Below are 22,288 nucleotides of genomic sequence, written 5' to 3'. Positions count from 1 at the left end.
CGCACAGTTGGAAGTGGGGGCGGTTCGGAATGAAAAAACCAGGTACAAACTACCTGGTTTTTTTTCTCAGCCAATCGTACAGCCGTTCTTGCTCTTTAATTTGTTTGGTGACGTCAAACCGCTGTTCGATCACTTTGCGCGCCCGCTTTGTAAACGACGGAATCTGCTCTGAGTGTTCAAGAAAAAAGCGGATGCCGTTCGCCAGCTCTTTGTCGTCCTTCTCCGGTGCGAGGTAGCCCGTGCGCCCGTGTTCGATCAGTTCAGGGATGCCGGCATGATTCGTCGAGATGACCGGCAGCCCGCTTGCCATCGCCTCTTTCAGCACGTTCGGGATGCCTTCGATGTCCCCATCAGAGGCCGTCTCGCTCGCTAGGCAAAACAGATGGGCGCGCTTCATTTCTTGAACGATGGCGGCTGCATCCATGGCTCCAAGCAACTCGACAAATGGGGTCAGCCCGAGCTTATTGATAAGCTGGCGAATGTTTTCCTCATCTTTCCCGCTCCCGATAATGCGGAGGCGACAGCGAGGATGGTTCGCATGCACGTGTTCGAAGGCGCGCACGAGCGTTAAAAAGCCTTTTTTCTCGACGAGTCGACCGATCGAAAGAATGACGATGTCCCCGTTTTCCGGAATCGTTCGTTCTTGATAAGGAAATAAATCGAGTTCAATGCCGCCGTAGAGGACATGGATTTTTTCTTGAGGAAACCCTAAAGTGACAAGTTCATCGGCTAAATAACGGCACACGGGAAGAAAGAGTGACCCGTGCTGTTTGAGCAGACTATACCGCTTTTGGTTGCGCCGCAGGCTGTTGCCTTTTGCGGAGCCGTCACGGCCGCGGATGCTGACGACAAGTGGAATGTGATGGGCGATGCAAAGCGGGAGAATTTCAATGGCGTGTTTGCCGTGATGAGCATGAATGGCCACGATATTTTGTTCTTTGACGAAACGGTCGAAATTGTTGATATCGTTGAGGTGATAATAATTAACGAGAGGAAACGGGTGGCAGCCGTCATCAGCGAACGATCCGATCATGATTGACCGGTATTTTTTTAGATGAACCATTTGGTTGTAAATAAAGCGTTGGTTAATTTTCATTTTTTCATGGATAAAGTGGGCGATCGTTTGTTTCATGTTCTCGATCCCTCGCTTTTTAGTAAATCGGACAAAAAAGCGAATTTTTTCGTTTCCTGTTCAGCGAGACGGGTGAGCAAGTTCAAAGACGATGGGCTGCTTGCTGCCCGTTTTGGCTTTTCAAGGCCCACCGCTTCGTTGTAAAACACGTGGGGAAACATGGCATCGGCCAAGTAGACGCTTTTATACGGAGCGTACGTCAGGCAGATGGAGAAGTAAAGTTCAAACAACGGTTGAAGTCGTTTGATGACATTGTTTTTCGGGTTTTTCGTCAAAGAAATGAGCAAAAAACGAAAATCGTCAAGCGGAAGGCCGTAGTAGGCGCGGTCAAAGTCGATCATCACCACATTGTTGTTTGCCGCCAATAAAAGATTGTTGCTGTTATAATCCCCATGGCAAATGGCTTTTCGCTCCGCTGCCTCAAGGCAAAAGCCGGCTAGGTTGCTTTTTTCAAGCAGCGCATAGCTCTGGTCAGCGAGTCGCGTCATCTGTTTCATTATATGAGAAAGAGCCGTCCTATTCGCAGCTGTCTTCGCCAGCTCTTGCAATTGTGCAACTTTTTGACGGTGTGCGCGCAGCACCTCTTTCGGCTCCGGAAAGGAAGGAGAGCCGGTGCCGATCCACTCGGTAAACAGGCTGTCGGCATGGAAGCGAGCCAACCCCTCGATTCGTTGCTGGAAAGATGGCCTTGTTTCACTTAAGGAGACATAATCCATTAAATAGTAGTAGCTGTTTTTTCGGTGAACATAATATTGGTTTGTTTTAGTCTGAAAAATTTTAGGAACATGAAATCCTATCTCGTATAGCCTGGAATGAAGCAAGATCGGGAAATTGGTTTTCTCTTCATTTAGCCTCTTGAGTACGTACCGCTGACCCGTTTTTTTATTTTGTACAAGCCATACTTTTTCCTCCTTCAGTTCACCGATGACGTCGGTCTCCGTTTGTGATAGGCCGTAATTGTTTAACACGTCAAATAACAGGCGAGATCGTTTCGAAGCCAAGGTCAGTTCCTCCTAGCACCATTGTCGATTAGTATAAGTGTATGTAAGAGAAAAAGAGTTGGTATAGACAAGCGCACTAGCTAACGAGAAAACGGCGCGGTCAAAAACTAAAGCGCCGGCTGCGCTGTTTGGACGCCAGCCGGCGACGTTGTTTTTCTAGGTTATTCCTCCTCGTCATCCGGGGTTGTTGATGAAGCAGGCCGCATGGAAGCAGGGAGATCGATTTCGGTGATCGCCGTCGCATTGAGGGAAAGCGGGCGCCCCCCATCTTCGTAAAAACGGTCAACCAACAGCGAGATGGTGTTCGTCCGCGGCTCGAAATCGAGAAAAAGCGCGTTGTAATATGTCTCGTTGGCGGTGTGTACGTTCACTTCTGTGTTCGGCGGAAGCGTAGTCAGCTGTTCATAAAGAGGGCGGGGAAGGCGGGGGCGGGTCGGCCGCCGATCGAAAAATACATGATACATTGTGTCGCCTCCTTTCTTGTCTCTTGTGTTAAAAACCTATACTCCATCATATGATTGGCGTAGGAGAGCGTTTGGGTAAACGTCCGCACGAAGGCGAATTCGCCCGCCGCTAGATGAAGCAAAGAGGAAAAGAGACCTCCTTTTGCGGCCATGGGGAGCGGAAAGGGGAGAGGAATGTGGATGATCCGTTTTCGTTTGTTCTTCTTTGTCTGGCCAGCTTCCGCCTGACAAGGCTCATCGTATATGATGCGATCACGGACTGGCTGCGCCGGCCTTTTCACGAATGGGTCGAAGAGGAGCTTTCAGACGGAAGGAAGGAAATGTTTCTCGTTTTGAAGGGAAGCGGGCTGCGGCGCTGGTTCGGCGAATTGTTGAGCTGCTACTGGTGCACCGGGATATGGTGTGCGGCGTTTTGTTACGCCGGCATAATGCTTTGGCCGACCGTCTTTCAACCGTTCATCGTGCTGCTTGCTATTGCCGGTGGTGCGGCGCTCATTGAGACGATTGTCAGCAAATGGCTGTCATAGAGAGGTATGGCTAGTGATCGGCCAATGCGGATTGCCCATCGATGCTGCTGGCCAATCGCTGCTTTGCAAGGACCGCCGCCTATTAGGTTGTCGTTAGCCGCCGGAATGAGAACACCGGCCTAAGAGCAGGCCGGCGAAGAAAAGAAAGGGCACGGTCGGGCGCGCGAAACGATGGAAAGGACCGGTTACCATTGGATGGCGATATGGTTGGCCGCGGGAACGCCTTTTGGCAATTCCGCGCAGTACACAAAGCCGTCGACCGTCAACGACCGGGCGCTGCCCGACGGGCGGACGGCGATTTCAAATTGGGAGAAGCGCCGCTCTTCATCGGGCTCAAGCGGGGAGCCATGGAGCGGGGTGATCCAATATTCGCCGTTTTGCCGCACTTTTTCCCGCCAGTTTTCTTGGGTGAACGTCCAGCTTTCTCCGCTGCTTGCGGCAAGCAGTTCTTGTTCAGCACGGGCGCTTTGCGGCAGCACAATTTTTCCGCTCAGCACCGCTGTTTTGGGCGGAGAGAGACGGAGACAGACAATGAGATGGTGAAGCGGCGTTGTTCCGTTGTTGCGAATGATGAAATCGCCGATTACGGTCATCTCTTCCCCGTCAAGATGCGGCGGAATGACGACAGAATAGTGGAACAGCGCCAGCACAGAGGCGGTCGGCTCGGCGGCTGTTTGCCTCCCTTCGGAGCGATGATGTTCCGCCTCTTCTAGGGCGATTTCGGATAACAACAATTGACGTTCCAAGGCAGCGATTTTTTTCTTATACGTTTCAACGTTGACGGTTTCTGCTTCGCGGAACTTTTCTTTCCAATAGGCGCTGCGCATTTTTTCCTTGGCCAGCTCGACTTCCAGTTGCTGCAACTGTTGTTTGCATGAGGCAGCTTCCGACCGGTAGTGGATGATTTGCTGCTGCAGGCGGAGGTGTCGGTCATCGTTCGTGTTTTTCACTTGCTTTCCACCCCTTCCATTTTTATCTTATGTACGCACAGCGGGCAAATGCCATATAAAAAAGGCTGTTGTTGGGAACAACAGCCTGAACGGTGCAGGACGTTACATGGTCGGGAATACGTCTGGGCATTGCGGCGGGAATTTGTTCGTCGGGCAAAGCACGGCTTCAGCAAGTTCTTCCCGCGGTTGGCAGAAACGGGCTTCGACTTCGATTTTGACATCGGCTTCCATTTGGACTTCAAGGCACAAGGTGATGGAAACGTCGAGCTGGGCAAAGTTGTCCGTGCAAACGAGGCTCGTGTCGCATTCGAAGAAAGAAATATGGCAGTTGAGTTGCGTGCCTTCTGGAGCGCATAAGATGAATGTTTGCGCCGTGGCAAACGGAATCGGTGACGACTGGCAAATGACCGTGCCGGTCGGGCTGACGATTTGCACGACGACGTGTCCTTTGACGAGCGCTTTGACTTTTTGCAGCGTGACGGTCTCACCAGAAGGAAGCGTGACGTTTACAGGCTGCCGGCCGTTTGGTTGCGTAATTTCCTGGCAAATCAACGCGTCCTGATCAACGACTGGATCAATCGGATTTCCTGCAGCATCGGTCAAGAAGCAACGGATCGTCAAAGCTTGTGGGTCCATCGCTTGCGCCGTCAAGAATTCGCAAATCGTTCCTTCCCGGTGGCAATTGGCCTTTGGAAAAATCATTTCCAAATCGTCGCCGCTGAAGCTTCGTAACGGTACATCAATTTGGCGCGTCACCCAGTCGTAAACTTTGCGGGTTCTGATGCATACTTTTTCTTTATCGCGACGGTGATAATGGCCCATTTTCTTCGTTCCTCCTATCGTTCATTTGTTCCCCAACGTCTGATGGTTTGGGACTACTGTATACTATGAACGACATGGGTAAATGTGTTGGGACAGATGCGGATTTTTTGCCGACGGACGCATGCCGAGCCGAAACAAAGGGGGAGATGACGAATGAAAGAGAAACAAGGGACGATCAATACGGAAAAAAGAGGAATGGATGAACGGCGGCTGATTGAACGGATCGCCGAGCTGGAGCGCCGTCTGAAAGAGGTGGAAGCGGAAAATATTGTTTTGCGGGAACTGGCCTACCAAAGCGAACAGCGTTACGAACAAATCAAACAGCTCATGAAAGAAAACGACGAACTGCGCCGTCAATTGCAACAGCTGCCGCAGCTGGAAGCGACGGGCGATGTTGACAAGGAAGAACGGCCGGACAGTTGGTTTTTCCATACACTACGGCAAGAAAACGCGATTGCGCCCCGTCCGGAGCGAAGCAACAAAAAATGAGAAGCACCCTTGGCCTATACGGCCATACAATAGCAATAGCCATACATTTTTCTATACGGGGGGATGAAGCTATGATGAAACCAACTCCGCCGAAACCAACGACATGGGCGCTTTCCTCGACAACCCAGCCGGTGCGGCGTCCGAGGGGCTGCGGCTGCGGCCGGCCGTCGGTCGTAAAGAAATAGCAAGAGGCCGTGAGAGACGCCTATACTCCGTTTCCTTTCCTTGCATAGTCTAACAGTGCAACTAGGCGAAAGGAAGGGGGGATGGGGATGTCGGATCGAAAAAAAGCAAAAGTCATTCACGTTGATAAGCTGATTATTCACGCCGATGACGTCGTGATTGTGCCGCGCGGACGCATTCGCGATCCATGGCTGTTCCCGCATCGTGCTGATGGCGAGATCGAAGCCATCGAAGATGTGCGGAATGGAGAAGGGCGCGATGAGGGAGGACACGATCGAGACGAAGGGGAACGGAGGCCGTTCTCATGGATTTAGTCATGAGGCAAATGGGGGATATGAACGGTGGAGCGTTTTAAAAATTACGGGCTTTGGCTTGGAATCGGGTCGTTTGTCGTGTTGGCCCTTGAGACGTTCGGCGTCGATATCGACCTCGGCAAATACGAGCAGCTGTATCACGCGCTGTTAAGCATTTTAGTGATGGCCGGCATTTTAAACAATCCATCGCTCGGCCGCGGTTATTCTGACAAAGTCGACAAAAAATCATAAACGGCAAGGGCGCCTATGGCAACGGCGCCCTTTTTGCGTCCGAAAAAAACCGGAAGTGCGGTGGATTGTTTTACAGTAAATGACAATTATAATTTGACGGCGAAAAACCATTCTAATTATTGTCACCACCAATTTAACACCTTAAGGAGGACATGAATCATGACTGTTGCTACACAAGTGAAACAAACGTTAGCCGGATTAAAAACCGCCCAAGCGAGCTTCGAAACGTTTGCGCTGCAAACGGAAAATCAGGCCGCGAAACAGCTTTATCAGCAAGCTGCTCAGCAAACGCAAGCGGTCATCGATTTAGTCAACTCGCGCGCGCAAGAAATCCAAAACGAAGAGCCACAATATAAACAGCAGTAACATTTGCGGAGGCAGATGTTGCGGTTCGGGCGGAAAGGTTGGCGGCACGCCAACCTTTTCCCCGCTTGACGGAAATACATAAAACGAATGGGTTGATGGAGATGAAACAATGGTGGTTGGCGGCGATGGCTGCCTTCATGGTGGTCAGCGGCTGCGCGAAAGAGGAAACAGAACAAAAGCAATCGCTGCAAGGGGCGGATTTGATGCGGGCCCAAACGTCCGGGACGGCCAAAGGGGCTCAGCTTGACCAAGGGCCGGCCGAGCGGGCCGCTGCCTATTTACGACAGCGCGGGGACATCCGCGATGTTGTGGCGGTCAACAGCGGAGACCGGCTGCTCGTCGCGTATCAAATTCCCCATATGCAGCGATGGAACCGAAAGAAGATCGAAAAAGACGTTGAAGGCCGACTGCGCGATATGTTTCCTGGTTACCAGGTTGTTTCCTCGAGCGATTTGAAAATTTTTTGGAAAACGCAGCAATTAAAAACAAAGATGGTCAACAAACGCTGGGATCAGCGAGAGGTCAACCGGGAAATCGGGCGCATTGAAAAGCTGAGCAAAGAGCAGACATAAGAGGTGTCATTATGGCGAATGAAAAGCGGAAAAAGTTAACTCCGGTTCAACAAGAGTATCACTTATTTGAAAAAGAACGGGAAACAAAGCGCCCGATCGTCCGCAACTGCGCCTGCGCCTTTCTCGTCGGCGGGACCATTTGTGCGATCGGACAGGCGATCTCTTATTTTTATATGTATTTTTTTGACTTCACCGAGCAGACGGCGGGGAACCCGACAGTGGCGACCATGGTTTTTTTGTCAATGATTTTAACCGGGTTTGGCGTTTATGACCGAATCGCTCAATTCGCCGGAGCGGGGAGCGCTGTGCCGGTGACGGGGTTTGGCAACGCCGTCATTTCCGCGGCGATTGAACACCGAACAGAAGGATTCGTGCTCGGCGTGGGTTCCAACATGTTCAAGCTCGCCGGCTCGGTCATTTTGTTCGGCACGTTTGCCGCATTTGTTATCGCCCTCATCAAAACGATTGCCATACAGTGGGGGGGATTGTAATGCTGAAAGGGCATCGCACTTGGATATTTGCGAACAAACCGGCCATTGTTGCGACCGCTGCCGTCGGCGGGCCGTTTGAGGCAAACGGCCGCCTCGCCGACGACTTCGATCTTCTCCACGAAGATTTATGGCTTGGCGAGGAGTCGTATGAGAAAGCGCACCGCGTCTTGCTTGAGGAAGCGGCATTTCAAGCGATGGAAAAGGCTGGTTTGGAGAAGGAAAAGGTGCAGTTTTTCATCGCCGGCGACTTAATTAACCAAATGACGCCGACAAGCTTCGCCGCTCGGACGCTCGGCGCACCGTATCTCGGCGTTTTTGGCGCTTGCTCCACATCAATGGAAGGGCTGGCGCTCAGCGCTTTTATTACAAACTATGGCGGGGCAGACTATATATTGACGGGAGCATCAAGCCATAACGCCGCCGTCGAAAAACAGTTCCGCTATCCGACGGAATACGGTGGACAAAAGCCGCCGACAGCGCAGTGGACCGTCACTGGCGCCGGGGTGGCCATTGTCAGCACAAAAGGGGACGGGCCGCGCGTGACGGCAGCGACGATTGGTCGTGTCGTCGATATGGGAATTGCCGATCCGTTTAATATGGGCGGTGCGATGGCGCCGGCGGCGGTCGATACGATTGAAGCGCATTTACGCGATATGCAAATCGATGCATCGCACTATGACTTGATTGTCACCGGCGACTTGGGGAGAATCGGGCGTCAAGTTTCCCTAGATTTGCTGCGCCAACACGGCATCGAGATCGATGAGGAGCGCTATCAAGACTGCGGTCTCCTTATTTACCGCGATGGGCAGCCAGTGCTGTCCGGGGCGAGCGGGGCGGCTTGTTCCGCTGTTGTCATTTACGGCCATTTGCTTAAACGGATGCGGCGCGGCGAGCTGAAGCGCATTTTAGCTGTAGCGACAGGAGCGCTATTGTCGCCCTTGTCGTTCCAGCAAAATGAAACGATTCCGTGCATCGCCCATGCGGTGGCGATCGAGTATGGAGGTGAGGCGTAGCGTGCTAGCCATGTTTTTTTGGGCGTTTGTCGTCGGCGGCTTGATTTGCGTCATTGGCCAGATTTTGATGGATGTTTTTAAGTTAACCCCCGCCCATACGTTGACGATTCTCGTTGTCGCTGGGGCGATTTTGGACGGATTTGGTTTGTACGAACCGCTCATCGACTTCGCCGGCGCCGGGGCCACGATTCCGATTACGAGCTTTGGAAACGCGCTCGTCCACGGGGCGATGCAGGAAGCGGAAAAACACGGCATCGTCGGCGTGTTGACCGGCATGTTTGAAGTGACAAGCGCCGGCATTTCCGCCGCCATCGTCTTCGGGTTTCTCGGGGCGCTTTTGTTCCGCCCGAAAGGATAGGAGGGACATTCATGACCATTGCTTCGCAAGTGAAACAAACGTTAGCGAGCTTAAAAGGCATTCACGCTGGGCTGCAACAGTTGGCGCTCACATCGCAAGACGAAACAGCGCAGCGGACGTTTCATGAGGCGATGCTCGCCACCGAGGAGATCATCGCCGAACTGAAAGACCGGGTCGGCCGACTCGAATTCGAGGAGCCACAATATCATGGAAAGTAAGGAGCATGATCCATGCCTGTATGGTTAGAAGCCGCCATTCGTTCCGTTTGTATTTTGATCGGACTGTTTATCATTACTCGCATTCTCGGCAAGAAGCCATTGGCAAAGCTGTCATTTTTTGAATATATTGTTGGCATTACGGTCGGTGACATTGCCGGAACAATGTCTGTCGATTTAGGGATTTCCCTCGAGGAAGGGATCACAAGCATTTTACTTTGGTCGCTCATCCCGGTGCTGGCCGCCCGCATTTCGTTGCGCAACAAAAAGTTCCGCGATTTCGTCGAGGGCAATTCGACCGTCTTGATCAAAAACGGCAAAATTTTGGAGGAGAACTTAAAGCGAGAGAAATACACCATTGACGAGCTGCTGGAGCAGTTGCGCAAAAAAGATGTGTTTCGTGTCGCGGATGTCGAGTTTGCCTTGCTTGAGCCGAATGGCGATCTGAACGTCTTGTTGAAGCGGGAAAAGCAGCCGCTTACAGTTGGCGATGTGTTTCCGAACCCGCCGCGGGAAAAAGAGCCGCAAACCGTCATTATGGATGGCATGATTTTGGACGAGCCGCTTGCGACAATGGGACTTGGCCGCGGCTGGCTGAAGGAGCAACTGGATAAGCAAGGAGTAGCGGTCGAAAACGTCTTCCTCGCCCAAATCGATTCATATGGACAGTTGACGATTGATTTGTACGATGACAAAATTCAAGTGGCCGAGCCGCAGGAGAAAAAGTTGTTGTTGGCTGCAATGAAAAAAGTGCAAGCCGACTTCGAGCTATACGCGTTGCAAACGGATTCGGAAGAGGCGAAGACGCTGTACGAAACCAATGCGGCGAAAATGACGGAGCTCATTCGAAAAGTCGAGCCGCTATTGCGAAACTAATGTTGAGGAGGATCCGATTATGGAGAAGAAACGGACAAAAACAACGGATGAAGAAATCCAGATTCAGCTGAAAACGGATGGCCGCCCTGAACGGACCCGGACGACCGATGAAGAAATTTCGATTGAATTTATGTTCGATAACGGCCGTGTGACGCCCCAGCCGAAAGATTACGACGAAATCGAATATTAAGCGTCCGATGATCGAGAAAGGTGTCCCCCAACATACCGGGACACCTTTCCTATTGCTTCCTCTCCACCAAAACAATGGCTCGAAGATGATTACAGCGCCTTGTTTTTCATGCCGCCGGGAGAGGGGGATTAAACGGACAATGATTGCAAAAAGGCGCGCACCTCTTCCGGTGTTTTCGCGTTGGCGCTATGCAGATGAGCGATTTTTTCCCCGTTTTGGAACACAAGCAAGCTCGGAATGCCGAGCACTTGATATTTCTCGCCAAGATCTGGAAATTGGTCGCGGTCGATCTCAAACCAATCGTATTGCCCGTAATCGCGAATGATGTCATTGATAAACATGTTCAAGCGCACGCAGTCAGGGCACCAGGTCGTGTAAAATTTGACGACAGCCGGCTTGCTGCCGGAGATGGCCGCCGTGAACTGGTCATTCGTTTCAATGGATTTCATGCGTTTTTCCTCCATTCCATATTGTCGTTCATCTTTACTTTACCATATGGTGCGGCAAAAAAAGAACGGCAACGCCTTCACTTTCAGACACTAGTCTTGCATACAACAGAAAGAAAAGGGGGGAAAGGTGTGAGCAAAGAGCTGGAAAAGGCGCTTGAAGCATGGGTTGCCTCAAGAAAAGAAGGACATGAACAATTCATTCGTCTGTTTGAACAGTGGGGGAACGACTTCAACAAACAGCTGCAAGAGATCGAAAAACTAAACAATGGATTTTTAAAAAGCGTACAAGGCAACTTACATTACGTTGAGCAATGGTTTACGAAAAAAGAAAAAGAGTTTGCTGAGCTATTTCGCCTATTTGGCTGACAAAATGGCGCGTGCGCCCATACGCCCCTTCGAGCCGATGAATACGATACAGTAAACGGAGAAGGAGGTGCACGAGGATGGGCTTCTGCGGCTACGGATTTCCGTACTACGGCTACGGCTATGGCGGATTTGGCTATGGCGGTGGCTTTGTGCTGATTGTCGTTTTATTCATCTTGTTGATTATTGTCGGCGCAGCATTTGTCGGCTAACGGAAAAACGAATCCGATACGGGCCGTTTCGGCGCCTCGAACGGCTCGTATTTTTCTTTTCCCTTATGATGCACCTTCTTGCAGAACAATCATACGATATACAGGGAGAAGGAGGCAGAAAGATGGATCAGCAATTTTTTAAAAACATTGAAAAGAAAACGGGCGTCAATATGAAAGACATTTTTGAGCTTGCCAACTCGTTGCAAAACGCCAATTTCAACGATGAAAAAACGGTGCGCCAAGTGGTGAAGCGGGTCGCGCAAATCGCCAATCGGAAAGTGCCGAAAGAACTCGAAGACCAAATCGTCAAAACGATCGTCCAGAGCGGCAAACAAATTGATTTTAATACGATCGCCAATATGCTGAACAATAAAAAATAAGCCGAAGGGAGCTGCGCGCGCAAGCTCCCTTTTATTCGGCTTATTCGAGCGATTTCACCATCGCGACGTGCGGGATGCCGGCATCCATAAACACGTCGGACACCACCTCATAGCCAAGTTTTTTGTAAAACGGTTCGGCGTGGGTTTGGGCGTTCAGTTTCACTTTTTTCGCCCCTTTTGTTTTTGCAAGCTGTTCAATGGCTTCCATCACCATCCGCCCAGCACCGCAGCCGCGGTAAGACGGCAGCACGCAAATGCGTTCGATTTTGCCAACCCCTTCATCGATGAAGCGAAGGCGGCCGGCCGCGACCGGTTTTTCGCCATCATACAAGACGAGGTGGGATGATTCTTGCTCAAACGCATCGATTTCTTCCTCTTCCGGCACGTTTTGCTCCTCGATAAAGACGAGCCGGCGGACGTGCAAAGCGTCCTCATATAAGGATCGGTCGTTTGTTGTTCCAATGGCGATGTTCATGTTATACCGTTTCCTTTCCTCCAACGACAAAGGTTTCATAGACGGTCCATGACCCGTTCTCGAGCTGGTACAGAAGATGGAACCGATCGACCGTCTCTTCAAAATGCACGTTTTGCAGCTTCAGCTGGCTGTAGACGTCGGCATATTCCGCGCCCGGTAAATCGCGGCCGATCGTAATGTGCGGCACGAACACAAATTCCGGCGTTGCGGTGAACAAGCCGCTGTGCAGCTGCTCATGAAGGCGCTCAAGCACGTCGTTTGGCTCCACTTTCAAATAAATGATGTTGCTTGTCGGGTAAAACGAGCTGAATTTCGTCACTTTGATCGGAATCGGAGGTGTTTCCGCTGCGATGCGGCGCAGCTCCTTCGTCATCTCTTTCAATTGCCCCTCATCCGCTTCAAACGGATATTTCAGCGTAATGTGCGGCGGGATGAGGGCGTAATGGCTGTCGTACCGTTTCCGGTACGAGTTGGCAAAGTCTTGAATGCGCTTCGACGGAAATAATACAATGCCGTACTTCATCCCGATTTCCCTCCTTGGATGGTTGTTTTTCCATTGTTCACAGCGACAAAATAGCAGATATAGCCCTTGGCACGTCAGGCTGCCAATACGTCCACGCATGGCCGCCGGCAAACTCATGATACGTATAGGCGAATGGTTTTTCCATAAACAAGTTCCGCGCCATTCGATTTGGTGTAATAAAGTCGCGTACATGGCCGTCCGTTGTTTTCACGGCCGTTTCTTCCGTGCCGACGGAATGGTAAATCGAAAGAAGCGACGGATCACGGAACGCGCGGATGCACGCCAACACCGAGTCATCGATATAAGGGGACTGCATGGCGATGTTTCCAAATGTATGCGGATACAACAGACCGGCTAACAGCGAAACCGTTCCGCCGAGCGAATCGCCGATTAGCGCCCGGCCCTTGCCGATTTGGTAGGTCGGCAGCTCATCGTCCAAAAACGGAACGAGTTCATGAGCTAAAAAGCGAATGTACGCTTCGCGCTTTTGACCCGCTGGGTGGTATTTCTCGTAGCGATCGTTCACATTCCGATACGGGATGCCGACAACGATCGTCCGGTCGATCGTTCCTTCCTCCATTAGCGTTTCGATGACGTGCTTCATTTTTCCGTACATAAAATAATCTTTGCCGTCTTGAGCGATTAGTAAAGAGTATTTGTGAAGCGGAGAAAAATTGCTTGGCAAATAGACGAGCAGCTCGATTTTCTCTTGAAGTTCTCCGCTGTATAGCGCATAATCACGCATCGTCCCTGTTGCGGCTGCCATGACCATCCTCCATGAAAACGGTAAGTTCACCTGTTATTGTAACATATTTTGGTGAAAAGATGTTAATGAAGGCTCGAATTTTTCGTGAATTTGCCGAACATTGCCAGCGTCAAAAAAAGGACTTGCCAAAACGGCCGGAATGGGTTACATTTTTTTATAAATTAACAAAATTGAATACACGTCCTGTTCTTATCGAGAGAAGCGGAGGGAACTGGCCCTGTGAAGCTTCAGCAACCAGCCGGAAACCGGCCAGGTGCTAAATCCAGCGAATTGAGCACTCAATTCGGCAGATAAGAAGAAGCATGACCATGGGTATGGAAAAGTCTTCTTCTTAGAAGACTTTTTTTATTTTCCTTATGCTTAGGCGGCCGCTCCGCCGACCTGTGAGGCGGGCCAAAGCCGGGGTGCTCGGTTGCCGAGACAAGCAGCGGCGCTTCGGACGCCCTGGCCGTCGGCCGTTTGACCACGAGGGAATTTTTCAGCAGAAGGAGAGAGATGAGATGGAGAAACTGGAAACATTGTTGGCGCAAATTGGAAACCGGAGCGAAACGGCGACAGGAACGGTCAACCCGCCCGTCTATTTTTCGACTGCCTACCGCCACGCCGGTATTGGGCAGTCAACCGGGTTTGACTACATCCGCACCGGCAATCCAACGCGCAAAATCGTCGAAGAGGCGATCGCAAAGCTGGAAGGCGGTGATCAAGGCTATGCGTTCAGTTCCGGCATGGCCGCCATTCAGACGGTGCTCGCCTTGTTTGAGAGCGGAGATGAGTTTCTCGTATCGGCCGACCTTTACGGCGGCACGTACCGCCTGTTTGAACGCGGGTGGCGCAAATATGGCCTCGGCTTTCATTACGTCGATTTTGCTGATCTTGACGCCGTGGAAGCAAACATCACCGAGCGTACAAAAGCCATCTTTTTGGAAACGCCGACAAACCCGTTGATGCACGAGGCGGATATTTCGGCGGTCGCCAAACTTGCCCGACGGCACGGGCTATTGTTGATTGTGGATAATACGTTTTACACCCCCGTGCTTCAACGCCCGATCGAACAAGGGGCTGATATTGTCATCCATAGCGCGACGAAATATTTAGGCGGCCATAACGACGTCTTAGCTGGTTTGGTTGTCGCCAAAGGCGAAGCGCTTTGTCAACGCTTGGCCGAGTACCATAACGCCATCGGCGCCGTCTTGTCGCCGTTTGATTCATGGCTGCTGATTCGCGGCATGAAAACGTTGGCGTTGCGGATGCGTCAACATGAACAAAACGCGAAACAAATCAGCGCCTTTTTGCGCGGACACGAAGATGTCACCGACGTCTTGTACCCGGGAAGAGGGGGGATGCTGTCGTTCCGGATTGCTGATGAAAAATGGGTGAACGGCTTCTTGCAAAGCTTGCGCCTCATTACGTTCGCGGAAAGCTTAGGCGGGGTTGAAAGTTTTATTACGTATCCAGCGACACAGACGCACGCTGACATCCCGGAAGACATCCGCATCCAAAACGGTGTCTGCAATCGATTGCTCCGCTTCTCGGTTGGCATTGAACACGCCGACGATTTAATCGCCGATTTGGCGCAGGCGTTCAAAAACATGAAAGAGGTGTGAGTGATGGAACAGGAATGGTCGTTTTCAACGAAACTGCTCCATAACGAATGGAAAGTCGACCGCCACACGGGGGCGGTGAGCGTGCCGATCCAGCACGCGTCCACGTTCCATCAGTTCGATTTCGACTCGTTCGGCAAATACGACTACAGCCGCTCCGGCAACCCGACGCGCGAAGCGCTGGAGGAAACGATTGCCGCATTGGAAGGCGGTGTGCGCGGGTTCGCGTTCGCCTCTGGCATGGCGGCCATCTCTACGGCGTTTTTGCTCCTGTCAAAAGGCGACCATGTGCTTGTGACGGAAGACGTCTACGGCGGCACATACCGGATGATCACCGAGGTGCTGAGCCGGTTCGGCATTGAATATACGTTCGTTGATATGACCGACGTCAAGGCGGTGGCGGAAAACATCCGACCGAATACAAAAGTCATTTATATGGAAACGCCGTCCAATCCGCTGTTAAAAGTGACCGACATTCGCGCTGTCGTTGAGTTGGCGAAAGCGCAAGGCTGCTTGACGTTTTTGGATAATACGTTCATGACCCCGGCGCTGCAGCGGCCGTTGGATCTCGGCGTCGACGTTGTCCTCCATAGCGCGACGAAGTTTTTAGCCGGCCATAGCGACGTCGTCGCCGGACTGGCGGTTGTAAAAGACGAGGAGCTCGGCAAACAGCTGTACAAATTGCAAAACGCTTTTGGCGCTGTTCTCGGCGTCCAAGACGCTTGGCTCGTGCTGCGCGGCATAAAAACGCTCCACGTCCGGCTGAAACAGTCGTCCGAATCAGCGGCCGCCATCGCCGCCTATTTGGCGGGCCATCCAAAGGTAGAGGAAGTGTACTACCCAGGATTGGCGCACCACCCGGGCCATGCGATCCAGCACAATCAGGCGGCTGGGTTCGGTGCTGTACTGTCGTTCCGCCTAGCGGATGAAGAAGCAGCTCGGACGTTCGTTCGCCACGTCCGCCTGCCGGTGTTCGCCGTCAGCCTTGGCGCCGTCGAATCGATTTTGTCGTACCCGGCGAACATGTCGCACGCCGCCATGCCGAAAGACGAGCGGCTGCGGCGCGGCATTACCGACGGCTTGCTGCGGCTGAGCGTCGGGCTTGAGGATGTCAACGATTTGATCGCCGATTTTGAGCAGGCGTTGTCGTTTGTCAACGAGCGACCGTCGATTTCGGCGCGATAAAGAAGCGCAAAACAAAAAACGGCCATGCTGTCGCGGCAAAGCCGTTTTTCGACCGCCCGATAAGGTATGCACCGTTTCAGCGGATGCATACCTTATCTCGTTTGCTGTTACAGCTCGCGAATAAAGTTAACAGCTGCAAGCGGGATCAGAACGGTTCGCGTTTCCCGTTCATATCCACCTGCTTCGGCCAAGAGCTCAATGATTCCGTCTTCTACATCGGTCAATTGTCCTTCAAGCAAGTTGTTATCGGTCGCGACTTGGATCGTTTCGCCGATCAGGCGGCGGAGCTGCTCTTCCAATGTGGCCGCAAAGTCCATCGTTTCCTCCCTCCTTTCAGTCTAGACGGGCGACGGCTTGAATGCTGGCAAACGGAACATAGACGAAGCGACCGAGCGCATCTTCGAGCACAACATAATCGCTTCGGACGGCGACGACGGTGCCGGCCACCGGCCCGAAATTAACCGTAATTTCTACCGTTTCACCGATCAAGTCGCTAAGCTCATCGCGAATATCCCCCACCGGTGGTGCGCCGGTGCGCAGCGCGGCCAAAATCGCCTGCAACAACTCGCGTTCATCTTCTAAAATGGCGCGCTGCTCTCGCTCCTCCTCAAGCATTTTGCGCAAAATCCGTTCTGCATCGCCTCCGTGATCAGCAATATCTTCTAACAACGAAGTAATCTGTTCGACAGATGAATCATCGAGATCTAGTTTTTCGAGCCATTTGCGAATTTTTTTCAACTCTTTCGCCGCTTGGCGTAAATGTTTATGGCCCAATCTGTTTTCCTCCTTTCTCTGATTCCGGTTCGTTAACTACGTATATGCATCGCTCTTCCATTCGACACGGGTGCGTATCCGCGGAAAAAAGAACGATTTTTTTTGCCACAGGCGTGGGAAAACGGTCGAATTTTGTTAGGAAGGATGGGGGAATAAACAGGAAAAACGATAGAGAGACAAGGAATATTCTACTGTTTTTCGGGAAAATCAACGATCGTCTCTCACCGTTAAGAAGAAAACTGGATATATAGTAGGTGAGGTGATTGATGATGACGCCAAAGCGAAAACATGACTTCATCAGCGTCGTCATTCCATGCTATAACGCTTCCCGCTACATTCCAGACTGCCTCGACGGACTCGCTAAGCAAACATACCAACAGTTTGAGGTGATTATTGTCGATGACGGTTCCGAGGACCGAAGCGAAGAAACGGTAAAACAATGGATGGAACAACGTTCACCGTTTTTCCCGATTGTGTATAGCAAGCTGCCCCGCAACATCGGCTTTGCCGGAGCGTTAACGGTCGGCTATTTTTTAAGCGCCGGCGAGTACATCGCCGTCCATGACGCCGACGATATTTCCCACCCTGAGCGGTTGGAAAAACAGCTTTCCTTTTTGCTCCAGCACCCAAACATCGCTTTGGTCGGCACAAACTACGCCGCCTTTCCCGACGGCCATTTCGAGCGCCAGACGCCCGCCAACTGGCTGGCGTACGGACGCGACAACATCCGCCGTGTATACGCCGAAGGCAAACATTGCATTTGCCACGGAACGATTATGTTCCGCGGTGAAGTTTTTGATCGGCTCGGCGGGCCGACAAGACGCATTCACGGCGCGGAAGATTACGAGTTTATTGTCAAGTTTGTAAACGTGAAGCTCGAAATCGACAACTTGCCTGATATCCTTTACTATTACCGCAGCCATCCGAAACAGCGCTCGCGCCAGTTTTACCAGAAAGGAGGGGGCTGATGATGCGCGTCTTGATGGTGCTAGACGGCCTTGATTTCGGGGGAACGGAAACACACGCCTTAAGTTTGGCGAAAGAGATGGTAGCCCGCGGCATTCACATCGCCGTCGCCGCCCGCAGCGGAACGCTTGCTCCCCACTTCAAGATCGTTGGCTGCCCGCTTTATCCTATCGATTTTCCAGTGACGATCGACATAGAAGAGCAACGAAAAGAACAGATCATTGGTCAGCTCGAGGCGTTGATTAAGAAGGAAAACATCTCGATCGTCCACACTCACCAAACTCCATCCGGCATCCTCGCCGCCCTTGCAGCGCATCGCCGTGGCATTCCGGTTGTCTTTACCACCCATGGCACGTACTATCCGCCGTCCGAATTGGAAACGATGCTCCGCTTAGCGTCGGCCGCTATCGCGGTCAGCCCGCCCGTCGAGCGGCATATCCGCCCGCTAGCGGCAAAGCGGTTTCTCATTCCAAACGGCATTGACACGAACGAGTTCGCCCCGCTCGGACGCAAAGGGCGGCAGGCGCTCGGCATCCCGGACGACGCCCTTGTCATCGTCTACAGCAGCCGGCTCGCCTGGGCAAAAGCGCGCATTTGCTTTATGGTGTTGAAAGCGTGCAAAGATCTCAAACCGCTGTTTCCGAACTTGCACGTCGTTGTCGTCGGAGACGGTTCGCGCTTTTCCGATGCCGAGAACCTTGCCCATCTCATCCACCGAACGTGTCGCGAGACGTTTATCCACCTTGTCGGCGAACAAGGGGACATGGCGCCATACTATTCGCTTGCCGATCTCGTCGTCGGCACCGGGAGAGTGGCCTTAGAAGCGATGGCGTGCGGCAAGCCGGTGCTCGCTGCCGGCAATCACGGCTACTTCGGCCTCGTCGAGCCGAACTCGTATGATGACGCGTGGGAATGCTACTTCGGCGATCACGGCTCACGCCAAGGCTGCAGCCGCTACATCCTTTCTCAAGATATAAAACGGCTCCTTCCATCCCCTCTATACCGCGAACAACTCGGCCAGGCCGGGCGGGAGTGGGTCATGCGCCAGTTCCATATTCAAACGTGCGTCGATCAAGTGCTGAACGTTTATGAATCATTGCTGAAAGGGGAAACGAAACGATGAAAAAGGTGCTGTACATCGGTTGGCTCGGATTTCAAAACATCGGCGATGAACTGTTATGGAACGTCTTCGCCGCCTCGGCCCGCCAGTACGCTCCGGATGTTCAGATCATTCCGTCAACGCCTAAGGTCAATTGGAAAGACACCACCCCGTACGATGCCGTTGTGCTTGGCGGCGGCTCGCTTTTGCTTCCGGGCTATATGGCCGTTTTGCGCCAAGCGCACGAAGCGGGAAAACCAATATGGGTATGGGGAAGCGGCATCGATTGGATCGGCCAAGCGGAAACGGACGCCTTGCGCGCAGGCGCCAAGCCCGCACTTGACCGTCATTTTTCCGTCAACGACGCCGAGCTGTTCCGCACCGTCCTCGCTTCAGCCGCCTTCGCCGGCATCCGCGGCCCGCTCAGCAAAGCGGTCTTGAACACGTTAGGCGCCTGTCCTCCAAACGTCCGCGTCATCGGCGACCCCGGGCTACTTCTGTCGCCTCCCATGCCTGCCGAGCAGCCAAAGACAGAAAAAACGATCGGCATCAACTGGGGGACGACGTACAACCGCTTGTTCGGGCAAAACGAAGCGCTCGTCGAAGACGCCCTCGCCCGCGCGGCCAAAACGTGGATTGACGCCGGTTACCGGATTTACTTGTACATCGTCTGGCCGAGCGATCGCCCCGCCTGCGAGCGGCTGTACAAGAAGATCGATTGCCCGGAGAGCGTCACCTTCGACCGTACGTTATACAACGAACAACAGCTCATCGAGCGGCTTCGCCCATTGACAGCCACCGTCAACTTTAAGCTCCATGCTAATTTGCTCTCCCTTACCGCCGGTGTCCCGGCCGTCATGCTCGGCTACCGATTGAAAGTCTTCGATTTCGCCGCCTCGCTTGGCCTTGAACAGTACGTCATTTCCACCGCCAGCCCGCAGCTTGACACACAATTGGTCAAAACAGTGGCCCTCGCCGAAGAACAGCGCAGCCGCATCATTGAGCAATACGAAGCCGTCCGCCGCCAATACACTCCGCTCTTGCTCGAACCGTTCCAACACGGATTATTTCTTTAGGGGAAGGCGCCTTCCCCTTTTTCATCATGAACGGCGATTTTTTTAAAAAAGTTGTTGACAACCTGTATGCTCGTCTATATAATTAAAAATGTGTTCGATAGCGAACAACAAAATATGATTCCGTAGCTCAGCTGGGAGAGCGCCACCTTGACAGGGTGGAGGTCGCTGGTTCGAGCCCAGTCGGAATCATCAAACACCTCGAACTCGCTTGGGTTCGAGGTGTTGTTGTATGATATAAACGATGATGGAATGTAAAAGATTGAATAAGTGAATTAGTATAGAAACGATATGGGATAGGAAAGGCGCACGAAGGGGTGCGTCTTTTTATTTTGCTTCTTAATAATGTGGTTTTACAATGAAATCAGATTGTAAATAGTGATGTTGAAGGGAATGGTTCCAAATGTTTGATGTACCTGATAAAATCAAGAGCCTAATTCATGAAGAGGAGTATTCTATTGACGATGTAGGAATGTCCGATTCTACAGTCGTTCTGTTTAAGGATAAAGTGCTTAAAATCCAACCAATAAGTGAAGAAGCAGAAAATGAATATCATGTGATGGAATGGTTGCAGGGCAAACTACCAGTCCCTAAGGTTTTGGGATATGAAAGAGATGAAAAGAAAGCCTATCTCTTAATGACAAAAGTACCTGGAGAAATGGCTTGCGCAGATAAAGTTCATTGTGGTCTGGGAAAGAAAACGACATTGACATAATCGGTTTCCCCGTTGTCATTTGATGAGCCGTTGCCCCGAGTTTCGGCCTCATGGATGAGGCTGGCAAGTGGGAGCGGTGATGAACTTCGCCTTTATGTTCTCAGGCACGACGAGCACGAACCCGCAAATGGTGCTGCTCACTGTCTTGATCCTCGTCGCCGGAGCCAATGCGGTACGGTACGGATTGGATCATTGGGTGCTGCCATATCTCCGCCACTGGTGGACGGGGAAAATGCATCGTCCGCACCGCCCAGCCGCCGCGCATAAATGACCGCCGCCACGCCGCGTAAGCTGTTCCGGATTTCTTCTTTAATTCCAACGGCCGCTTCCTTCCATATCGGAGAAGAAGCGGCCGTTCGCTATAGCGATCCATATTGCTTGCAATACACTATCGCTCGTCTAAACAGAATGAGTGATCATCTCAAGTTGGAACAGTCTCCTGCTCTTCAACGTGAGCAGAAGTTAGGAAATGTTCAGTGTTGATTAGAAAAACTATTCTAGTAGATCGACAAAACCATATTAATATTATTTTTATAATATATATATTGATTATATCCAGCATTACTTCCTTTTCATAGACAGGCTATGAGAATCTTGAACAAAATAGTAAAATATTTGACAAAAACTTCAGGAAATTTTCTGATCATGCTAGAATATGAATATAGGAAGATAAACCATTTTGGGGGGTGGATGTATGCTGCATATTGTAGCTTGTATTAAGCAAGTGCCGGATACGAAAGTCGCCAAGATCAATCCGAAGACGAATACGATCGATCGCGCCAGCGCCCCGGCGATTTTAAACCCGTATGATGCGCACGCCGTCGAGGAAGCTGTCCGCTTGAAAAAGAGATATGGCGGCGTTGTTTCCGTCTTGACGATGGGCCCGCCGCCGGCGGTGAAAGCGATTCGAAAGTGTATTGAGCTTGGCGCTGATGAAGGGTATATGATTTCCGATCGGGCGTTCGCCGGAGCGGATACGTTAGCGACGAGCTATGCGCTGGCGAAGGCGTTGGAACAAATTGCGAAACAGCGGCCGATTGATTTGATTATTTGCGGAAAGATGACCATTGACGGCGATACAGGCCAAGTGGGGCCAGGCATTGCCCGGCGCTTGGATATTCCGCCGCTCACCGGTGTAAACAAAGTTGTTGAAATTAACAAAGAAAAAGGATATGCGATCGTCCACCGCAAGCTTGAAGATGGCTATGAGGTCGTGAAGTCGACGCTCCCATGTTTATTCACCGTGGAAAAAGAAATTAACGACATCTCCTTTGCGCCTTTACCCAACATGATCAAAGCCGCACGATACTACCCGACAATTTGGACTGCAGACGATTTGGAAAACGTTGACCGCAAACAGTTAGGATTAAAAGGCTCCCCAACGATTGTTTCGAAAATATGGACACCGCCGAAGCCAAAAGGCGGCGAGATGCTTGAAGGAACGACGGAAGAAAAAGTGGAACAGCTGCTTTCGATCGTGCTCGAGAAACAAGAGCTGTTCCAATCGTAGCAA

General features: G+C 51.8%; 33 protein-coding genes, 1 tRNA gene, 1 pseudogene and 1 riboswitch. Of the genes and pseudogenes, 24 read left to right on the top strand and 11 right to left on the bottom strand.

Features of this window, described 5'->3' with window-relative positions; translation table 11 throughout:
- Window positions 1-49 precede the first annotated feature (49 nt).
- From IC803_RS12855 to IC803_RS12845, 3 genes are all read right to left on the bottom strand, one after another.
- Window positions 50-1,132, bottom strand: a complete 1,083-nt coding sequence (locus IC803_RS12855; RefSeq protein ID WP_081209944.1) for a glycosyltransferase — start codon at window positions 1,130-1,132, stop codon at window positions 50-52.
- Window positions 1,129-2,133: a phosphotransferase gene (locus IC803_RS12850; protein ID WP_081209942.1), complete on the bottom strand. Its 1,005-nt coding sequence runs from the start codon at window positions 2,131-2,133 to the stop codon at window positions 1,129-1,131. Before IC803_RS12850 ends, IC803_RS12855 begins: the two co-directional genes overlap by 4 nt.
- Window positions 2,134-2,294: 161 nt before the next feature.
- Window positions 2,295-2,597, bottom strand: a complete 303-nt coding sequence (locus tag IC803_RS12845; protein WP_081209940.1) for a hypothetical protein — start codon at window positions 2,595-2,597, stop codon at window positions 2,295-2,297.
- Window positions 2,598-2,773: 176 nt separating this feature from the next.
- Here IC803_RS12845 and IC803_RS12840 point away from each other — a divergent pair, with 176 nt between their 5' ends.
- The gene (locus tag IC803_RS12840; RefSeq protein WP_081209938.1) at window positions 2,774-3,124 is read left to right on the top strand and encodes a DUF1360 domain-containing protein; all 351 of its coding nucleotides are present in this window, start codon (window positions 2,774-2,776) and stop codon (window positions 3,122-3,124) included.
- A 185-nt stretch (window positions 3,125-3,309) separates the two neighbouring features.
- Here the strand turns inward: IC803_RS12840 and IC803_RS12835 are convergent, their stop codons facing one another.
- Both IC803_RS12835 and IC803_RS12830 read right to left on the bottom strand, forming a co-directional pair.
- Window positions 3,310-4,074, bottom strand: a complete 765-nt coding sequence (locus IC803_RS12835) for a hypothetical protein (protein WP_081209936.1) — start codon at window positions 4,072-4,074, stop codon at window positions 3,310-3,312.
- A 102-nt stretch (window positions 4,075-4,176) separates the two neighbouring features.
- Entirely contained in the window at window positions 4,177-4,896 is a 720-nt protein-coding gene (locus tag IC803_RS12830; RefSeq protein WP_081209934.1) for a BMQ_0737 family morphogenetic spore coat protein, read from the bottom strand.
- Between the two features lie 153 nt (window positions 4,897-5,049).
- On the opposite strand from IC803_RS12830, the gene IC803_RS12825 reads away from it, so the two are divergent.
- From IC803_RS12825 to IC803_RS12775, 11 genes are all read left to right on the top strand, one after another.
- A complete protein-coding gene (locus IC803_RS12825; RefSeq protein WP_143421093.1) occupies window positions 5,050-5,385 on the top strand; it encodes a spore coat protein regulator protein YlbO in 336 nt (111 codons plus the stop codon).
- A gap of 272 nt (window positions 5,386-5,657) precedes the next feature.
- Window positions 5,658-5,882, top strand: a complete 225-nt coding sequence (locus IC803_RS12820; RefSeq protein ID WP_081209932.1) for a hypothetical protein — start codon at window positions 5,658-5,660, stop codon at window positions 5,880-5,882.
- A 27-nt stretch (window positions 5,883-5,909) separates the two neighbouring features.
- Window positions 5,910-6,113 carry a phage holin family protein gene (locus IC803_RS12815; protein ID WP_081209930.1) on the top strand — a complete coding sequence of 68 codons (204 nt, stop codon included), beginning with the start codon at window positions 5,910-5,912 and terminating at the stop codon, window positions 6,111-6,113.
- Between the two features lie 159 nt (window positions 6,114-6,272).
- Entirely contained in the window at window positions 6,273-6,479 is a 207-nt protein-coding gene (locus tag IC803_RS12810; RefSeq protein ID WP_081209928.1) for a DUF1657 domain-containing protein, read from the top strand.
- Between the two features lie 95 nt (window positions 6,480-6,574).
- Complete coding sequence (locus tag IC803_RS12805) at window positions 6,575-7,051, top strand: YhcN/YlaJ family sporulation lipoprotein (protein ID WP_081209926.1); 477 nt, start codon at window positions 6,575-6,577, stop codon at window positions 7,049-7,051.
- 11 nt (window positions 7,052-7,062) lie between these two features.
- Window positions 7,063-7,542, top strand: a complete 480-nt coding sequence (gene spoVAC, locus IC803_RS12800) for a stage V sporulation protein AC (RefSeq protein WP_081209924.1) — start codon at window positions 7,063-7,065, stop codon at window positions 7,540-7,542.
- On the top strand, window positions 7,542-8,555 hold the full coding sequence (spoVAD, locus tag IC803_RS12795) for a stage V sporulation protein AD (protein ID WP_081209922.1): 1,014 nt from the start codon (window positions 7,542-7,544) through the stop codon (window positions 8,553-8,555). The genes spoVAC and spoVAD overlap by 1 nt, the downstream gene beginning before the upstream one ends.
- Before the next feature lies 1 nt (window position 8,556).
- Complete coding sequence (gene spoVAE / locus IC803_RS12790) at window positions 8,557-8,913, top strand: stage V sporulation protein AE (RefSeq protein ID WP_081209920.1); 357 nt, start codon at window positions 8,557-8,559, stop codon at window positions 8,911-8,913.
- A gap of 11 nt (window positions 8,914-8,924) precedes the next feature.
- Window positions 8,925-9,131: a DUF1657 domain-containing protein gene (locus tag IC803_RS12785; RefSeq protein WP_081209918.1), complete on the top strand. Its 207-nt coding sequence runs from the start codon at window positions 8,925-8,927 to the stop codon at window positions 9,129-9,131.
- A 12-nt stretch (window positions 9,132-9,143) separates the two neighbouring features.
- Window positions 9,144-10,004 carry a DUF421 domain-containing protein gene (locus tag IC803_RS12780; protein ID WP_081209916.1) on the top strand — a complete coding sequence of 287 codons (861 nt, stop codon included), beginning with the start codon at window positions 9,144-9,146 and terminating at the stop codon, window positions 10,002-10,004.
- A 19-nt stretch (window positions 10,005-10,023) separates the two neighbouring features.
- Window positions 10,024-10,194: a hypothetical protein gene (locus IC803_RS12775; protein WP_190304207.1), complete on the top strand. Its 171-nt coding sequence runs from the start codon at window positions 10,024-10,026 to the stop codon at window positions 10,192-10,194.
- A gap of 128 nt (window positions 10,195-10,322) precedes the next feature.
- Here the strand turns inward: IC803_RS12775 and IC803_RS12770 are convergent, their stop codons facing one another.
- Complete coding sequence (locus tag IC803_RS12770) at window positions 10,323-10,643, bottom strand: thioredoxin family protein (protein WP_081209914.1); 321 nt, start codon at window positions 10,641-10,643, stop codon at window positions 10,323-10,325.
- A 129-nt stretch (window positions 10,644-10,772) separates the two neighbouring features.
- Here IC803_RS12770 and IC803_RS12765 point away from each other — a divergent pair, with 129 nt between their 5' ends.
- From IC803_RS12765 to IC803_RS12755, 3 genes are all read left to right on the top strand, one after another.
- Complete coding sequence (locus tag IC803_RS12765) at window positions 10,773-11,009, top strand: hypothetical protein (RefSeq protein WP_063165614.1); 237 nt, start codon at window positions 10,773-10,775, stop codon at window positions 11,007-11,009.
- Window positions 11,010-11,158: 149 nt separating this feature from the next.
- Complete coding sequence (locus tag IC803_RS18515) at window positions 11,159-11,218, top strand: YjcZ family sporulation protein (protein WP_244151097.1); 60 nt, start codon at window positions 11,159-11,161, stop codon at window positions 11,216-11,218.
- A gap of 122 nt (window positions 11,219-11,340) precedes the next feature.
- Complete coding sequence (locus IC803_RS12755; RefSeq protein WP_081209912.1) at window positions 11,341-11,598, top strand: sporulation-specific transcription regulator SpoVIF; 258 nt, start codon at window positions 11,341-11,343, stop codon at window positions 11,596-11,598.
- A gap of 40 nt (window positions 11,599-11,638) precedes the next feature.
- Here IC803_RS12755 and IC803_RS12750 read toward each other — a convergent pair whose 3' ends face one another.
- From IC803_RS12750 to IC803_RS12740, 3 genes are read right to left on the bottom strand one after another with little or no spacing between them, the layout of a single operon-like run.
- Window positions 11,639-12,073, bottom strand: coding sequence for a GNAT family N-acetyltransferase (locus IC803_RS12750; RefSeq protein ID WP_081209910.1), 435 nt, complete (start codon window positions 12,071-12,073; stop codon window positions 11,639-11,641).
- A gap of 1 nt (window position 12,074) precedes the next feature.
- A complete protein-coding gene (locus IC803_RS12745; protein WP_081209908.1) occupies window positions 12,075-12,596 on the bottom strand; it encodes a YjcG family protein in 522 nt (173 codons plus the stop codon).
- A gap of 37 nt (window positions 12,597-12,633) precedes the next feature.
- Window positions 12,634-13,362 carry an alpha/beta hydrolase gene (locus tag IC803_RS12740; RefSeq protein ID WP_081209906.1) on the bottom strand — a complete coding sequence of 243 codons (729 nt, stop codon included), beginning with the start codon at window positions 13,360-13,362 and terminating at the stop codon, window positions 12,634-12,636.
- 186 nt (window positions 13,363-13,548) lie between these two features.
- Window positions 13,549-13,659: riboswitch (SAM riboswitch) on the top strand.
- Between the two features lie 203 nt (window positions 13,660-13,862).
- On the opposite strand from IC803_RS12740, the gene IC803_RS12735 reads away from it, so the two are divergent.
- Window positions 13,863-14,966: a methionine biosynthesis PLP-dependent protein gene (locus IC803_RS12735; RefSeq protein WP_081209904.1), complete on the top strand. Its 1,104-nt coding sequence runs from the start codon at window positions 13,863-13,865 to the stop codon at window positions 14,964-14,966.
- Window positions 14,967-14,969: 3 nt separating this feature from the next.
- On the top strand, window positions 14,970-16,148 hold the full coding sequence (gene metC / locus IC803_RS12730; RefSeq protein WP_081209902.1) for a cystathionine beta-lyase: 1,179 nt from the start codon (window positions 14,970-14,972) through the stop codon (window positions 16,146-16,148).
- A 107-nt stretch (window positions 16,149-16,255) separates the two neighbouring features.
- Here the strand turns inward: metC and IC803_RS12725 are convergent, their stop codons facing one another.
- Entirely contained in the window at window positions 16,256-16,465 is a 210-nt protein-coding gene (locus IC803_RS12725) for a hypothetical protein (RefSeq protein ID WP_081209900.1), read from the bottom strand.
- Between the two features lie 16 nt (window positions 16,466-16,481).
- Window positions 16,482-16,922 carry a hypothetical protein gene (locus tag IC803_RS12720; RefSeq protein WP_081209898.1) on the bottom strand — a complete coding sequence of 147 codons (441 nt, stop codon included), beginning with the start codon at window positions 16,920-16,922 and terminating at the stop codon, window positions 16,482-16,484.
- 269 nt (window positions 16,923-17,191) lie between these two features.
- Here IC803_RS12720 and IC803_RS12715 point away from each other — a divergent pair, with 269 nt between their 5' ends.
- The 7 genes and pseudogenes from IC803_RS12715 (at window position 17,192) to IC803_RS12685 (ending at window position 22,285) form a co-directional block, all read left to right on the top strand.
- Window positions 17,192-17,890, top strand: coding sequence for a glycosyltransferase family 2 protein (locus IC803_RS12715; protein WP_369826984.1), 699 nt, complete (start codon window positions 17,192-17,194; stop codon window positions 17,888-17,890).
- Window positions 17,890-19,011, top strand: coding sequence for a glycosyltransferase family 4 protein (locus IC803_RS12710; protein ID WP_081209894.1), 1,122 nt, complete (start codon window positions 17,890-17,892; stop codon window positions 19,009-19,011). The genes IC803_RS12715 and IC803_RS12710 overlap by 1 nt, the downstream gene beginning before the upstream one ends.
- Entirely contained in the window at window positions 19,008-20,063 is a 1,056-nt protein-coding gene (locus IC803_RS12705; RefSeq protein ID WP_081209892.1) for a polysaccharide pyruvyl transferase family protein, read from the top strand. The genes IC803_RS12710 and IC803_RS12705 overlap by 4 nt, the downstream gene beginning before the upstream one ends.
- Window positions 20,064-20,179: 116 nt before the next feature.
- Window positions 20,180-20,252: transfer RNA gene (locus IC803_RS12700), tRNA-Val, on the top strand.
- Between the two features lie 211 nt (window positions 20,253-20,463).
- Entirely contained in the window at window positions 20,464-20,775 is a 312-nt protein-coding gene (locus IC803_RS12695) for a phosphotransferase (protein WP_081209890.1), read from the top strand.
- 67 nt (window positions 20,776-20,842) lie between these two features.
- Window positions 20,843-21,046, top strand: a pseudogene (locus IC803_RS12690) (Crp/Fnr family transcriptional regulator); the annotation flags it as partial.
- Between the two features lie 423 nt (window positions 21,047-21,469).
- Window positions 21,470-22,285, top strand: coding sequence for an electron transfer flavoprotein subunit beta/FixA family protein (locus tag IC803_RS12685; protein ID WP_081209888.1), 816 nt, complete (start codon window positions 21,470-21,472; stop codon window positions 22,283-22,285).
- The last annotated feature ends 3 nt before the right edge of the window (window positions 22,286-22,288 follow it).

The organism is Geobacillus sp. 46C-IIa, assembly GCF_014679505.1.
GTDB lineage: Bacteria > Bacillota > Bacilli > Bacillales > Anoxybacillaceae > Geobacillus.
This window is presented reverse-complemented; position numbering and strand designations above follow the sequence as displayed.